Source organism: Microbacterium sp. A94, from assembly GCF_051842855.1.
Lineage (GTDB): Bacteria > Actinomycetota > Actinomycetes > Actinomycetales > Microbacteriaceae > Microbacterium.
In genome coordinates this window covers 1,080,743-1,092,864 of record NZ_JBPXMU010000001.1, presented here as the reverse complement: position 1 = coordinate 1,092,864, position 12,122 = coordinate 1,080,743, and the positions used below count along the sequence as shown (strand labels likewise).

19 protein-coding genes are annotated in these 12,122 nt (G+C 61.0%); 10 read left to right on the top strand and 9 right to left on the bottom strand.

Going from position 1 to position 12,122, the window contains the following annotated elements; translation table 11 throughout:
• Positions 1 to 423: 423 nt before the first annotated feature.
• Both ACSU1L_RS05430 and ACSU1L_RS05425 read left to right on the top strand, forming a co-directional pair.
• Positions 424 to 825, top strand: a complete 402-nt coding sequence (locus tag ACSU1L_RS05430) for a RidA family protein (RefSeq protein WP_439254957.1) — start codon at positions 424 to 426, stop codon at positions 823 to 825.
• 22 nt (positions 826 to 847) lie between these two features.
• Positions 848 to 1,054: a DUF1697 domain-containing protein gene (locus tag ACSU1L_RS05425; protein WP_439254956.1), complete on the top strand. Its 207-nt coding sequence runs from the start codon at positions 848 to 850 to the stop codon at positions 1,052 to 1,054.
• 220 nt (positions 1,055 to 1,274) lie between these two features.
• On the opposite strand, the gene ACSU1L_RS05420 is transcribed toward ACSU1L_RS05425, so the two are convergent.
• From ACSU1L_RS05420 to ACSU1L_RS05410, 3 genes are all read right to left on the bottom strand, one after another.
• A complete protein-coding gene (locus ACSU1L_RS05420) occupies positions 1,275 to 2,447 on the bottom strand; it encodes an alpha/beta fold hydrolase (protein ID WP_439254955.1) in 1,173 nt (390 codons plus the stop codon).
• A 71-nt stretch (positions 2,448 to 2,518) separates the two neighbouring features.
• A complete protein-coding gene (locus tag ACSU1L_RS05415; RefSeq protein ID WP_438253375.1) occupies positions 2,519 to 3,127 on the bottom strand; it encodes a TetR/AcrR family transcriptional regulator in 609 nt (202 codons plus the stop codon).
• 181 nt (positions 3,128 to 3,308) lie between these two features.
• Positions 3,309 to 3,860, bottom strand: coding sequence for a TetR/AcrR family transcriptional regulator (locus tag ACSU1L_RS05410; protein ID WP_438253376.1), 552 nt, complete (start codon positions 3,858 to 3,860; stop codon positions 3,309 to 3,311).
• A 113-nt stretch (positions 3,861 to 3,973) separates the two neighbouring features.
• Here ACSU1L_RS05410 and ACSU1L_RS05405 point away from each other — a divergent pair, with 113 nt between their 5' ends.
• Positions 3,974 to 4,462: an HPP family protein gene (locus ACSU1L_RS05405; RefSeq protein WP_438253698.1), complete on the top strand. Its 489-nt coding sequence runs from the start codon at positions 3,974 to 3,976 to the stop codon at positions 4,460 to 4,462.
• Positions 4,463 to 4,650: 188 nt separating this feature from the next.
• Here ACSU1L_RS05405 and ACSU1L_RS05400 read toward each other — a convergent pair whose 3' ends face one another.
• Together ACSU1L_RS05400 and ACSU1L_RS05395 are read right to left on the bottom strand one after the other, a co-directional pair.
• Positions 4,651 to 4,863, bottom strand: a complete 213-nt coding sequence (locus ACSU1L_RS05400) for a helix-turn-helix transcriptional regulator (protein ID WP_438253377.1) — start codon at positions 4,861 to 4,863, stop codon at positions 4,651 to 4,653.
• Positions 4,864 to 4,865: 2 nt separating this feature from the next.
• Positions 4,866 to 5,339, bottom strand: a complete 474-nt coding sequence (locus tag ACSU1L_RS05395; protein ID WP_438253378.1) for a hypothetical protein — start codon at positions 5,337 to 5,339, stop codon at positions 4,866 to 4,868.
• 192 nt (positions 5,340 to 5,531) lie between these two features.
• On the opposite strand from ACSU1L_RS05395, the gene ACSU1L_RS05390 reads away from it, so the two are divergent.
• On the top strand, positions 5,532 to 5,900 hold the full coding sequence (locus ACSU1L_RS05390) for a DUF4440 domain-containing protein (RefSeq protein WP_439254954.1): 369 nt from the start codon (positions 5,532 to 5,534) through the stop codon (positions 5,898 to 5,900).
• A 203-nt stretch (positions 5,901 to 6,103) separates the two neighbouring features.
• Here the strand turns inward: ACSU1L_RS05390 and ACSU1L_RS05385 are convergent, their stop codons facing one another.
• Together ACSU1L_RS05385 and ACSU1L_RS05380 are read right to left on the bottom strand one after the other, a co-directional pair.
• Positions 6,104 to 6,706: a GNAT family N-acetyltransferase gene (locus ACSU1L_RS05385; RefSeq protein WP_439254953.1), complete on the bottom strand. Its 603-nt coding sequence runs from the start codon at positions 6,704 to 6,706 to the stop codon at positions 6,104 to 6,106.
• A complete protein-coding gene (locus ACSU1L_RS05380) occupies positions 6,703 to 7,311 on the bottom strand; it encodes a TetR/AcrR family transcriptional regulator (RefSeq protein WP_439254952.1) in 609 nt (202 codons plus the stop codon). Before ACSU1L_RS05380 ends, ACSU1L_RS05385 begins: the two co-directional genes overlap by 4 nt.
• Positions 7,312 to 7,799: 488 nt before the next feature.
• Here ACSU1L_RS05380 and ACSU1L_RS05375 point away from each other — a divergent pair, with 488 nt between their 5' ends.
• From ACSU1L_RS05375 to ACSU1L_RS05355, 5 genes are all read left to right on the top strand, one after another.
• Positions 7,800 to 8,147 (top strand): hypothetical protein, encoded by a 348-nt coding sequence (locus ACSU1L_RS05375; protein ID WP_439254951.1) that lies wholly within the window; start codon positions 7,800 to 7,802, stop codon positions 8,145 to 8,147.
• An 11-nt stretch (positions 8,148 to 8,158) separates the two neighbouring features.
• Entirely contained in the window at positions 8,159 to 8,605 is a 447-nt protein-coding gene (locus tag ACSU1L_RS05370) for an NUDIX hydrolase (protein WP_438253383.1), read from the top strand.
• A gap of 79 nt (positions 8,606 to 8,684) precedes the next feature.
• The gene (locus tag ACSU1L_RS05365; RefSeq protein WP_439254950.1) at positions 8,685 to 8,966 is read left to right on the top strand and encodes a type II toxin-antitoxin system RelE/ParE family toxin; all 282 of its coding nucleotides are present in this window, start codon (positions 8,685 to 8,687) and stop codon (positions 8,964 to 8,966) included.
• Positions 8,941 to 9,261, top strand: coding sequence for a HigA family addiction module antitoxin (locus ACSU1L_RS05360; RefSeq protein WP_439254949.1), 321 nt, complete (start codon positions 8,941 to 8,943; stop codon positions 9,259 to 9,261). Before ACSU1L_RS05365 ends, ACSU1L_RS05360 begins: the two co-directional genes overlap by 26 nt.
• On the top strand, positions 9,258 to 9,770 hold the full coding sequence (locus ACSU1L_RS05355; protein ID WP_439254948.1) for an RES family NAD+ phosphorylase: 513 nt from the start codon (positions 9,258 to 9,260) through the stop codon (positions 9,768 to 9,770). The genes ACSU1L_RS05360 and ACSU1L_RS05355 overlap by 4 nt, the downstream gene beginning before the upstream one ends.
• Before the next feature lie 175 nt (positions 9,771 to 9,945).
• Here ACSU1L_RS05355 and ACSU1L_RS05350 read toward each other — a convergent pair whose 3' ends face one another.
• Entirely contained in the window at positions 9,946 to 10,173 is a 228-nt protein-coding gene (locus ACSU1L_RS05350) for a tautomerase family protein (protein WP_438253386.1), read from the bottom strand.
• A 135-nt stretch (positions 10,174 to 10,308) separates the two neighbouring features.
• Positions 10,309 to 11,379: an alpha/beta fold hydrolase gene (locus tag ACSU1L_RS05345; RefSeq protein ID WP_438253387.1), complete on the bottom strand. Its 1,071-nt coding sequence runs from the start codon at positions 11,377 to 11,379 to the stop codon at positions 10,309 to 10,311.
• A 246-nt stretch (positions 11,380 to 11,625) separates the two neighbouring features.
• Between ACSU1L_RS05345 and ACSU1L_RS05340 the strand changes: the two genes are divergently transcribed.
• Entirely contained in the window at positions 11,626 to 12,057 is a 432-nt protein-coding gene (locus ACSU1L_RS05340; RefSeq protein WP_438253388.1) for a MepB family protein, read from the top strand.
• The last annotated feature ends 65 nt before the right edge of the window (positions 12,058 to 12,122 follow it).

The window sequence follows — 12,122 nt, the reverse complement described above, 5'->3', positions numbered from 1 at the left end:
CGGGTGCCAGGCGCGGTTGCGGCACATGTGCAGGTTGCTGCTCCGACCTGCCATTACCGGCGCTGTAGCACGAGCTCGGGTTGCCCGCTGAGATGCAACGTAAGATCGTGCGGGAGCATCCGCAGCTCAGGGCGACAGCCCGCGCAGCGCACGAGTGGTTTGGCGTCGCCGGAGCAAGTTCCTGAGAAATTTCGAGATGCGACTGGCGGGACCAGACGCATCGAACTATGAGGTCGAGCCTCGTGTTGCCTAATATTCTATGACCATCGGAATGCGGTGGAGTTCCGGTTCAACGTCTGAGCCTCTGACTGTCAGACGCCCACTCCGTTGGGGAAGCGTCAACTCGTTGGTACAGCGAGTTCGCAGGAGAAGCCTGCGTCGACGTCTTTCGCGATGTCGGTGGTGCGCGTCATGATAGTGAGCATGACCTCAGTGCAGCGCCTTCGTCCTTCAGGGCTTGTCTCCAGTCCCGCATTCAGCCACGTTGCCATAGTTCCTCCGGGTGCGACGACGATCTATGTCGGTGGGCAGAACTCAGTCGACGCCGATGGCTCACTGGTCGGCGCAGACGATGTGGCTGCGCAGTCACGTCGCGCTCTCGCGAACGCGAGGACGGCGTTGGAAGCAGCCGGCGCGACGATCGACGATGTTGTGCAGTGGACCGTTCTTTTCGTCGACGGTGTAGATCTTGCTGCCGCATATGGGGCGATCGCAAGGGATCTCGCATCCGATGAGCCACCGTTGGTGACCGGTGCGCGAGTCGCCGGTCTGGGAGTTCCGGGTGCGCTCGTCGAAATCGGTGCGGTCGCTGCGCTCATGCGATGACCGTCGATCCCGCGGGTGCGCGATGATGCTGTTTGTGGCACCGCTGAGGGGGATCAACGTCGGCGGCAGGATCCTTGTCTCAATGAGGGACATCGCAGGGACGTTGCGAGAGGCCGGGTGCGCGAATGTGAGCACTCACGGGCAGAGCGGTAATGTGCTCTTCGAAACGGACGGCACGGGAGGCCTTGGTCGGGCGGTGAGGGTGACGTGCGCGGTCGTAGGTGGTTAGCCCCAGAGGTTGTTATCTGCGGCGACGTGGTGGAGTTTAGATTCAATGTCTAAACTCCAGGTCGTGCAGCATTAATTTTGCTACAGATCAGTGTAGATACGCCGTGGTTGTAGCGGTCTTGTAGTGGCGTCTGGACTCTAGGTGCGGAAGGCCCTCTGAGAATACAGGGGCCCTTCTGTGTACGTGGCGACATTCGTTGGGGCTTCCCGCTGAAAACTGATTATCTTGCTGGCGCGGGGAGAAGCTTGGCGACGCCGAGTCGGAACGAGATCAATCGAGCGATGGCCGACCGTGAGCCACTGAGATCGTGGAGGCCACTTGGTGTCGTGCCGTTCGCTGCTACAAGGTGATCTATCGCCTTGATGGCGAGGTGCGGTGCAGTGTCTAGAGTGCTATGTCCGTGGTGTTCGATCGGTACGAGTACCGCGTTCGGTGCGCTTGCGATGACCTGTTCAGCAACAGACCGCGGCGTGCGCACGTCACGGTCACCCGAGAGCGCGAGCAGAGGCCAGTCGAAGCTTGGCAACGACCCTCGCACATCGACTGGCTCACCCCTGAATGGCGGAAATCGCTCCGCGAGATCAGCAAAGGAGGCGTCGTTGCGCAGCGGACCCGTTTCAGAATCATGGGGGAGGCCATAACCGAGATCGGTGAATGCGCAGTGAGCGACCAAGTCGAATTCCATGAGGAAGGGGCGGGTGCGCATGACGTCGGAGGTACCGAGGCGGTTCAGCCACGACCAGACGCGCACGCCCTTCCCGCGATTCAGAAGGTCGAGCATCGACGTGACAAGATCGGGGCCGCCAGATTCATGCAAAAGCTGGATCGGGAATCCGGCATCTTCAACTGAGACCGTTCCGCGTTGAGTAAGAGCGCGTAGCCGAGCGGCCTGCTTCGAAGTCTTCTTGGTGCCGTGCCAGTACAGAGTGTTGAGTGCTTGTGCGGTGTCGTGCTTGCTTTGGGCGTCGAGCACCGGCGAGTCGAGAATCATCCCGCTCACCCGACCGGGATAGAGTGCACCGAACGCCGTCGCGAGATAGCTGCCGTACGACGACCCATAAACGATCACCTGTTCGATGCCTTCGGCGTCGAGCACAGCGGCCAGGTCATCCAGTACGTCAGTTACTGTGATGTCGGCGGGGTTAAGGTCGGTGTTGTCGTCTGCCTTGCGCGATAGGCCGACGCCACGATGCTCGACCATGACCACCTCGAGCCCCTGCTTCGCTGCCGTTGTGCGGAACCGCTGATACGGCAGCATCGAACCTAGGCCAGGCCCGCCAGGGATCACGAGTACCGGCGCGGTCGTGCGTGGCCCGCTGCGCACATACGCGAGAGGCAACGTCCGGCCTTCCGGGAGCTGCCGGGGCAGCATGCGCGCTCCGGTACTCTTCATGAGTGCTGCACGCCGGCGCTCCCAACTGTTCGGTGGTATCTCGGCTTTCATCGTCGGGGAGTGTTGCCCGCTCATCTTGTGCTGTCTTCTTTCGGTATTGCCCGCGCTGCGCGGCGCACGAGGCTGCGTGCGTCGTCAATGGTCATTTCCGTGCCCGGAGTGGCAAGTTCAAGGCACACCCCAGCGATCAGAGCACTCAACTCCAGCACGTGGGTGCGCACGAATGAGGGATCAAGGTGTCCCTCGTGCGCGATGATCTCCAGCCATGTCCGAATGCGTTCGCGGGATCGAGTGGTGGAGACTTCCAGAAACGCTCGTGCGAATGGTGGCCCGGACGGGTCCAAGCCGACTCGATACATACCGAACCACACGTCGACAAGATGTGTTGCTTCGTCGGACGTCGGCACGAACTGCAACAGGCATCGTTCCAAGCGCTCTTGCGCGGGCAACGTGCTGTCGCGAATCTTGTAATCCTGGGTCTGGTCGTCGACGAGCTTGAGGATCAGGGCCTCGTGCAACGATTTTTGATTGGGGAAGTAGTGCCGGAGCGTGCCCATCCCGATCCCTGCTGCCTCCGCCACAGTACGCACTGACAGTCGACCCATTCCTGATGTGGCGAGCAACTCTGCCGCGGCAGACAGGATGAGATCCCGGCGTTCGACGTGTCCTGAATAACTCATGGCCTCTAAACTAGCACAGTGTGCTAATTCGAGAATCGCGTCAGTGTCTCATGCCTGATGCCAAAGGTTGTTATCTGCGGCGACGTGGTGGAGTTCAGATTTTCGGTCTAACCTCTGGCGGATTCAGGCGGCAGAGAACCCGGACCGGTTCATCACTCTAAGGGCTAAGCCTGCTGATGCCTCAGTCGGACCCCAGTAGTCGGGAAGCTGCTTCTTTGGCTTGTGCCGTAGCGTCAGTGTTTCCCGAGATCCCCGCCGTTACCATGCAGCCTTCGCCCAGAAGGAAGATCGCGTCAGCTACGGCCTGTGATGCCCCGGCATCGTGTACGACGTCGTCCATGTAAGCCTTCAGCCGGGTCTTGTGCCGGCGTACGGCATCTGCGACATCCGGGGATACTCCACCAAGTTCGCCGAAGGCGTTGATCCACGCACACCCACGATGGCCTTCATCCGAGAGCCAATCCGCGAGCCAATCGAAGATTGTCAGCACCCGACTCCCCGGTTCCGTCTGGCGATCGACTCGCTCTGCGAGTGAAGCGTGCCATCGTTCGTCGCGCCGATCGAGCATGGCGACGGCGATCGCGTCCTTGCCCTTGAAGAGTGAGTAGATGCGTTTGAGAGGCATGCCGGAAGCGGTGCGGAGGGCGTCCATGCCGACGGACTGATACCCACGCTCGTAGAAGAGCTCCTCTGCTGCGTCCAAAAGCTGCGCGACGTCGGCCTGCGGGGTCATGCTTGATCACCGGTCCTTCGTATTTGCATGGAGAACGTTCATTCTCTATGGTAGCAAGCCTATGAGAACGACCGTTCTCGCCAGCCTGAAGGAGTGCCGCTGTGACCTTGGATATGAAGTGGGTTCGGACTAGTAAGGCCCCGGTCCGCCCGACGGTCCCAGTCGTGTTGGTGTCGACACTCACCTCCATAGCAGCTCTCGCTTCGCTTGTGGGGCTGGGAACTTTGTCCGGACATGTGCTGCTCATTCCACCGATGGCAGCGAGCATGGCATTGGTAGCTGGCGCGCCGTCGTTGCCACTTTCTCAACCTCGCCACGTCATTGGTGGACAGGTGATCTCGGCGGTTGTCGGCGTTGCTGTCGGGTTGCTGGGTGATTCACTTTTGCTGGCAGCGATTGCGGGCGGACTTGCGTTAGGCGCGATGTTGCTGACGCGCACGTCGCACTCGCCAGCTGCAGCTACTGCGGTTATCGGAACAATGACGGTGGATGCGCCGGTCTCCTTCGTTGCTTGCGCTGGGCTTGCTGCCGTCGTGCTCGTGTTGTTCGGTTTGGTCCGCTCCAGGTTGGGTCGTACGCAATACCCTGCGTACTGGTGGTGATCCGAAGCGCGTACATCCCGCGGGGGAGTGTGCCGAGTGGCTTTGTACTGGTTCGCCCCCTGTGCCCTGTCTGGGCCACTGCTGGCTGGTCATTGAGAGGTTGGTATCTACCGGAACGCGGTGGAATTTAGGTTTAACGTTTAGTCGCATTCCGGTTTGACCTCTCGTCTGCCTTTACATATCGGGCCTCAGCTCGGCTCCGTGTCTTCGGACCGGGGATCGAAGAGTTCCTCGATCCTGCATTTGAAAACCTCAGCCAGGCGGAAAGCTAGCGGCAAAGATGGGTCAAACCGTCCGCGTTCGATGGAGATGACTGTTTGACGGGAGACGCCGAGCTCTTCGGCGAGGCGCTGTTGCGACCATCCGCGGTCCTGCCGGCGTTCGTGAAGCGAGTTCTTCACAGTCAGCCCCGCTTCTTCGCCATGAGGTACCGCACAACTGTGCTGAAGAAGGCAACCCAGACGACGCCGATGAGCGCGCAGGTGACATCGAGTTCGAAGCCCGTGGTGACGAGCGTCGCAAGCGCGAATCCTGTCAGCATGATCGTGTCGCTGAGCGCACCAGCCATAGCGGCTTCCAGCCACTTTGACTCGATCGATTCATCTGGCCTGTCGAGTGCTCCCCGCAGGCTTGAGTGATCCACGACTAGGACCCAGATGAGGCCGATGAGCCCCCAGGGCATGATGAGGGCGAACACGCCGGCGATGACCAAGGCTTTGTCTCCCTGGGAGACTTCAGTCAAAAGTGGGAGCGCACCAACTCCCGTGGCCAGGATCAGCCCGGCCGGGATCGCAACCGCCATGGCGGGGACGCGCCCTCCGGCGAACTTGATGCGGCCCCAGCTCGTTGGGGTGTCGGTTCGTGGTTCGGTGCTCATAGTCTCTCCGTTGTGAAGCTCGTTGGAAATGTGAAGCAAGCTAGATATGTACAGCTCGCTTTACGCAATTTGGCGATTTCGAGTTCGTCGTGCGGGCGCATAATTCCAGGAATTTTGGGTTGTCAGCACTCGCCGAAGATCAGGACCGGGCCGTAGCGGTTCGACGCCGATCAACTGTGTGACGATGGTGGGATGCACCAGCACGACACGCAGTTCTTCGTTGACCTTGAATCCAAGGTTTGGGCCGCTCAGGTCAGCGGCGATGTCGTTGCCGATCGTGAGTTGCTGTCAGGTGATTTCGTCGGGGTGTACCCGACTGGGTTCGCTGCAAGAGAAGATCACGTTGAGCAGCTTTCTAACGGGCCGGTGATTGCGTCGTACGCTATCTCTCAAGCGCGACTCATCGTTGCTTCCCCGGTTTCGGTGATGCTCTCTTACCGCGCTGACTACAGGCGGCCCGGAAGATCGGGGTTAGAGGCGATGTTCGTGAGCTCCCTGTGGGTCCAGGGTGACGGCCGCTGGCGAAACACGTTCAGTCAGGACACGCCCGTGAGTTCCTGACCTTCACAATGGATGCTGCGTCCCGCTGAGCGAGTGTCCGTGCTCGGCGAGCTTCAGTAGGTGACCGCAATCCTGACCTCAGTCTCGCAGCGGCAAATTCCTTGACCGACGGAATGCGGTGGAATTCCGTTTTTCGCTCTCGAGCCCGGACTTGAGGAGAGTCCCCGAAGCGCGCTTCCGGGGCTGTCGAGTTCGTGCGCCCTTCAAGCATCAGCCTTCGCGCGGTTGAGGCCCATCGAGACATACGCGGAGAACCCAGCTCGCTTAGCGAACTTGATGCGTCGTCGCTGCGTCTCGGTGAATCCGAGTTTGGCGTACAGTCCAAGGGCGGGGGTGTTGGTGTCCTTGATATCACGCAGCACGAACTCGTCGGAGGGCAGCTCCAGGAGTCTACGCATCAGCGCAGTGGCTACGCCTTTGCCCTGATGCTGCGGCGCTGTCGTGACGAATGCAATCTCCGTCAGACCATCGCGGGCACCGTCGTCGGCCCCCATGAATTGGCTTCGGATGATCCGATAGCTGATCATCCCGTGTATTGGACCGAGCACGCGCTGGAGCTCGTGCCGATCCGGCTTGAAGCACTCCTGCTCGCCTTCGGTGACGACCGCGACCGCGGCGGGCTCGCCGTCGACGAGTGCGATGTGGAAGCGCTCGAGGATGAGCATCGGGGCGAACGCGTCGGCGAGTACATCCGCGTTCTTGGAGAAGTAGGCGAAATCCTCGGCGAACCCTTGCGTGAGAACTTTCGCGATCTGGTGTCGGTATTCCTCCCCGAGTTCGCCTGCACGTGTGACTTCGATCTTCATCGGGGTCCTCCTGTGAATACTCGTAGGATCAGGTCGACATCGGGCTCCGCGGATTCCTCCCCCAGAGCAACGTGCAACGTTGTGATGCCGGTAAGCATGGCGAAGTAGTGAGCGGTCAGTCGGGTGGAGTCTCCCTCGGCGATCTGACCCTTAGCCTGGCCCCGCGCGATGAGCGAGGCGAAGGCCCGCCAGATCGTTCTCTGTGATGCAGCCAGCCGAGATGAGGTTCCCTCCGGGGTGTCCGTCGTGACGCCCTGATTTATCATCATGTAGAACTCGGCCGCGCCGTTGTCCGCTGCGAGGTCCGCCACGTATACCTCGGTGAAGGATCGGATCATGGAGATCGGATCCCCTTCGGTCGAGAGCTGCGCGGCGGCAGCCCCGAGCCCGCGCGAAGCCTGATCGATCAGTTCATCGAACAGCGCTTCCTTGCTCGCGTAGTGCCGGTAGATCGACCCGGTGCTGATCCCCGCCTCGACGGCGATCTGACGCATGTTCGTGGCCGCGAAACCACGGTGCGCGAACACCCGGACGGCAGCCGTCTCCACAGCGGAGCGCGTGGCTGAGCGCAACGCTTCGTTCTGCTCCGTCGTCCGTGGCACCATAACCCTTTCAATGAACCCTTGTTCATTTTATGCTTCGATCGCACGCGGCGCAACAGGCCCGGTGCTCGACTGGGGCTGGTATCCGAGGTGCCTGGTGGGCAGTGGATTGATGCGCGGCACCGGTTCGACACCCAGAGGTTGGTACGTACCGGAACTCGGTGGAATGGCGTTTCTCGAACTAAACCTTAGAGGGTGAAGCGTCCGCTGGAGGCCCATCTTGCCGCCGTCGAGAGATCATGCGATCGTCGGTTAGCTTGGGGCGCTGAGCGGCGGCGGTGCCGTATCGTGACAACGTGGTGCGCTACGAAAGATCGATGACCGGCTCGCAGAGCTCACGACTGATAATCATTCGGGGAAACTCGGGAAGCGGAAAGTCGCTCCTTGCCCAATCGATCAGGGCAGCGCGGCCGCGCGGAGTCGCGTTGCTGGGGCACGACACATTGCGCCGGGAGATCCTTCACGTTCGGGATCGTCCCCAAGCCCTCAGCGTGGCTTACATTGACCTGTCGGCTCGCTTCGCTCTCGACAACGGCCTAGATGTCGTCGTAGAGGGGATCCTTCACTCGGAGATATACGGCGACATGCTCACCCAACTCCAGAAGGATCATCGCGGTGTTACGCGCACGTTCGTTTACGAGCTCGGGTTGGACGAAACTCTGCGGAGGCACCGCACGAAAACGCTCGCAGCTGAAGTGTTGGAAGAACAGGTCTCATCTTGGTATCGCGAGTCCGACAGGATTCCCGAACTGGGTGAGATCGTGTTTGACGCTGAAGCCAGCGCGAACGATGCGCTTGCTCAAGTGCTCACTGAGGTCGGGTGGGGCGAAGCGGAATGACGATCGAGAGCGTGAGCAGACGTTCGGTCAAGAAGGCAGTCGCGTACGTCGTCCACCGAGGAAAGCTGCTCGTATTTACGCATGACGATTTCCCGATGGAGATCACAGGTGTGCAGGTGCCCGCTGGATCGATCGCTGAGGGCGAGTCGCCCGCGGATGCCGTCGTGCGCGAGGTGGCGGAAGAGACCGGCCTCACCGCCAGGATCGTTCGTTCGCTCGGCGTCGAATCGTACGACATGTGGCCCGCAAAGCCCGAGGTTCACGAACGGCACTTCTTCCAGCTCGAGCTGGTGGATCCGGACGTTGCGGACCGCTGGACGTGCGGCGAACAGGATTCGTCTGACGGAGGCGAACCCGTTAGCTGGACGTGCTGGTGGATGGCGCTGACGGATGCTCACGTTCTCTGCGCAGGCTTTGGCGCCCGCCTCGGAAGCGTCGAAGCCGATGGTGACTTCTAAGGTTGTTATCTGCGGCGACGTGGTTGAATTCCGATTTAACGTCTAGCGTTATTGACGGCCTCCGTTATACGCTGGTCGCGTGATCAGATCGTTCGGGAGCAAGGACACCGAGCGCATCTGGCATGAGCAGTACGTCAAGCGCGTCGACCGAGTGGTGCAGAGGGCGATTCTGCGGAAGCTCGAGCTGATCCATGCGACCAAGGAGGTGGAGGATCTGCGGATTCCTCCGGGGAGTCGGTTGGAACGGCTGTCGGGTGACCGTCGTGGTCAGCACAGCATCCGGGTCAACGTGCAGTGGCGTATCTGCTTCGTCTGGAGAGAAGGAGGTGCGGAAGATGTCGAACTCGTCGACTGTCACTGAGGCTGACTTGATCGAGCCGATCCATCCGGGGGAGATCCTGATGGAGGACTTCATCGAGGGTTTTGGGATCACGCAGAATAAGCTCGCCGTGTCCATCGGTGTGCCGCCGCGGCGGATCAACGAGATCGTGCACGGAAAGCGTGGGATCACGGCAGGTACGGCGATCCGTTTGGCGCGGTACTTCGGGACTTCTGAGGAGTTCTGGATGAATCTGCAGTCCAACTACGAGCTGCGGCTCGAGCGTCGTGCACTGCGGGAGAAGGTCGCGGCGATCACACCCCTGAAGGTCGCGTGAGCGTGGAGCCCCTTGTGACGATGTCCACCGTTCGAGGGACCTTCTACCGCGCGATCGATCCCCAGTTTCGCAAGTTCGCAATCGTAGGATCGCGTGCCGCGGGCCGATATTCGCGGCCCGACCAGCCGACCCTGTACCTGAGTTCGTCCATCGACGGGGTCGAAGCCGCGATGGTAGCTCACAAGGATTCGCGATCCGCTTCGCTCGAGATCGCTTCGGTTGATGTCGACGCATCCGCAATCGTCGATCTGCGGGAACCTGCGGTTCTCGACGAACTGGGCATCGAGATGGCTGATGCGATCGCACCGTGGCAAGATGTTTCCGCGTCGGGCGGTGAGCCCACGTCCTTGGGTGTGAGGGAGCGGTTGGTCGCAGCCGGTGCGCACGGACTGATCGATCCATCTCGCAAGAGACCAGGGCTCTGGCACCTCGTCCTGTTCCACTGGAACGTGGCGGGTGCACCGATAGCTCGTCTCGTAGGTGAGCATGACCCTGTCAACGAAGACTGATGCGCATCAGTCTTGAGGTAGGTATCTGCGGCGACGTGGTGGAGTTCCGGTTCTCGAACTAGCCTCGGACGCGGTCTGATAGCTGCCCGTTCGCACGACGAACCAAGCGCGGGCGAGCAGCGACGTCAGAGCGCCGTTCGCAGGCGGACGGCGCTCCTTTGCGATCAACTGGCGTTCAACCGACGGCCGCGCCGCGGGCGAGGGTCATCACGTCCTCAGTGGTCAGAGGCTTCCCGGCGATTCCCCAGTCACCGCTGCCGACCTCCTCGATCACGCACGAGGTCACGGAGCGCATATTCTCGCCCTCGATCTGCACCATGGTGTCGGTGAGATTCTTGATGATCTCGTGCTTCTGTTCTGACGTGAATACGCCTTCGATGATCTTGACGTTGATGAATGGCATGTCGTCCTCCTAGAGTGTGGATTTGCGGTTTGTGTAACTGATTTCACGCTAGGCCGATGCCGGGGTGGTCGCATCGGTGATATCCGCCACATTTCGCGCGTATTCTGGGCGCGGATGTCGGGAACCACCCACTGCTCACGCGTCTAGCGCGTCGCGTTCCAGTTCGGTCAGCCGTGCAGCGACTGCAGCTCTCGCGGACTTACCCGAGAGCGAGAGCTTCGCATAGACGTTGGAGAGGTGGCGTTCGACGGTTCGCGTGCTCATCGACAGTCGGCTGCTGCACTCGTGGTTGCTCAATCCCTGGGCAACAAGGCGCACTACCTCAAGTTCACGGCTCGTCAGGCCAGCGGTCGGAGGGTTAACTGCCGCTGCGCCGACGAAAGCAGTCACTTCTTCGACGAACTCACCCCAGGCGGGCTCATCGGCCAATAGAATGTGGTTCTTCCCGTGCAAACAGACGAGCCTGGCGCTGGGGATGAGGCCCGCTAACCGCCGTCCTTCCTCAAACGGGACAACGCGGTCTCCATCCGCGTGCAACACGAGAGTGCGGGCGGTAACAGCGGATGCGGAGGCACTCACGTCAACACTCGCTCTGGCGATGCTGCTGGCTAGGGCAGCCTCCGGCGTCATCGACAAACGTTGAAGGTCATCGAACCAACGCATCTGCGTCTCGCTCGCGCCGGGAATGAATGAAGAGGTGAAGACGCGGCGATAAATTGGGTCAGCGCGCCCCCAGCCCACCTTGATCATCTGGCGCTCGAGCTTCATCTCCTCACGAACCGCCGCGCCAGGGTTCCGCGCCATTATGCCTCGGCCGTATGCGCCCAGCAGGATGAGATGACTGACCCGTTCCGGGTGGCGCTGCGCGTACTCCGCGGCCACGGCGCCGCCCTGCGACATACCTAACAGGGCAAAGCTCGGAAGCCGCGCGGCATCCACGACTGCTTCAAGGTCTGCCAGCATTGCAGGCAGACTGTAATCGCTCGGATTACGGTCTGACAGCCCGTTGCCGCGGGCGTCGTAGCGGATGTAACTGAAGTGCTGGCCAAGCGTCTCCAGCCAGTGACTCCACACCGGGCTAGACCAGTCATATTCGAGGTGCGTGAGCCAGGTACCCGTTCGCACAAGCGGTGGCCCTTCGCCGTGACGGGACCACGCAATATTCGTGCCGTCTGCGGAGGTCGTGAACGATATCTCGTTCCTCATGGCTTGAGTATAGGCCGCGCCCTTTCGCTCCGCGGGGCTGTTCCGACACGGGGTCTTAGGGCACGGACCCAGGGGGTGCTCCGTGCCGGAACTCGGTGGAATTTCGCTTCAATGTTTGATCGTCTCTGCTCTGGGTGCTTGCTTGCGTCGCGCAGTACCCGGCCGGCATAGGGTGGCATCTTGTGCGGAGGGTTCGGTGGGATCCTGGCGGAAGAACGGCGCAATCTCAAGCGATAGTGTTGTCGCGTGAACTTTCCTGCCTTCGAGGCATACGCTGCTGAGATGGGGTTCGCTCTCGCGATTGCGCCGGAGGAGCAGAACAGCGACTACGAGTCGGGAATCGTGCAGATCGACCGCGACTCATGGCATATTCGAACTGCGCGGAACACTCCAACCAAACCGGGTGCATTCGTCGCCTTCTGGAGGCGAGGCGCTGATGGAGTGACGACCCCGTTCAGTGAAGATGATCCTGCCGCGGGGCTGCTGGTCTTCGTGGAGCAACTGGGCAGACGCGGCGTCTTTCGGTTCACCGCTGCGGATCTCGCCCGGCTGGGCATCACGTCGGGAGTGTGGCCAGGCAAACGTGGCTTCCGGGTGTATCCGAGTTGGTGTGTGGATCTGAACTCCGGAGCGACGGCTGCGCAACGTGCTCAGTCGTCCTCTTTCCTCACATACTGAGCCGATCGCTGTCCGCCGCTCAGCGGCCGCCCGGATGCCCACAGTGGCGTGCAGTTCCTGCCGGC

What these genes read in the sequence shown, in the direction of transcription:
- ACSU1L_RS05405 (WP_438253698.1), top strand. Translation starts at nt 3,974, where the DNA reads ATGAAGTGGGTTCGGACTAGTAAGGCCCCGGTCCGCCCGACGGTCCCA.
- ACSU1L_RS05430 (WP_439254957.1), top strand. Translation starts at nt 424, where the DNA reads ATGACCTCAGTGCAGCGCCTTCGTCCTTCAGGGCTTGTCTCCAGTCCC.
- ACSU1L_RS05390 (WP_439254954.1), top strand. Translation starts at nt 5,532, where the DNA reads ATGCACCAGCACGACACGCAGTTCTTCGTTGACCTTGAATCCAAGGTT.
- ACSU1L_RS05410 (WP_438253376.1), bottom strand. Translation starts at nt 3,860, where the DNA reads ATGACCCCGCAGGCCGACGTCGCGCAGCTTTTGGACGCAGCAGAGGAG.
- ACSU1L_RS05415 (WP_438253375.1), bottom strand. Translation starts at nt 3,127, where the DNA reads ATGAGTTATTCAGGACACGTCGAACGCCGGGATCTCATCCTGTCTGCC.
- ACSU1L_RS05425 (WP_439254956.1), top strand. Translation starts at nt 848, where the DNA reads ATGATGCTGTTTGTGGCACCGCTGAGGGGGATCAACGTCGGCGGCAGG.
- ACSU1L_RS05395 (WP_438253378.1), bottom strand. Translation starts at nt 5,339, where the DNA reads ATGAGCACCGAACCACGAACCGACACCCCAACGAGCTGGGGCCGCATC.
- ACSU1L_RS05360 (WP_439254949.1), top strand. Translation starts at nt 8,941, where the DNA reads ATGTCGAACTCGTCGACTGTCACTGAGGCTGACTTGATCGAGCCGATC.
- ACSU1L_RS05345 (WP_438253387.1), bottom strand. Translation starts at nt 11,379, where the DNA reads ATGAGGAACGAGATATCGTTCACGACCTCCGCAGACGGCACGAATATT.
- ACSU1L_RS05420 (WP_439254955.1), bottom strand. Translation starts at nt 2,447, where the DNA reads ATGAAGAGTACCGGAGCGCGCATGCTGCCCCGGCAGCTCCCGGAAGGC.
- ACSU1L_RS05385 (WP_439254953.1), bottom strand. Translation starts at nt 6,706, where the DNA reads ATGAAGATCGAAGTCACACGTGCAGGCGAACTCGGGGAGGAATACCGA.
- ACSU1L_RS05350 (WP_438253386.1), bottom strand. Translation starts at nt 10,173, where the DNA reads ATGCCATTCATCAACGTCAAGATCATCGAAGGCGTATTCACGTCAGAA.
- ACSU1L_RS05380 (WP_439254952.1), bottom strand. Translation starts at nt 7,311, where the DNA reads ATGGTGCCACGGACGACGGAGCAGAACGAAGCGTTGCGCTCAGCCACG.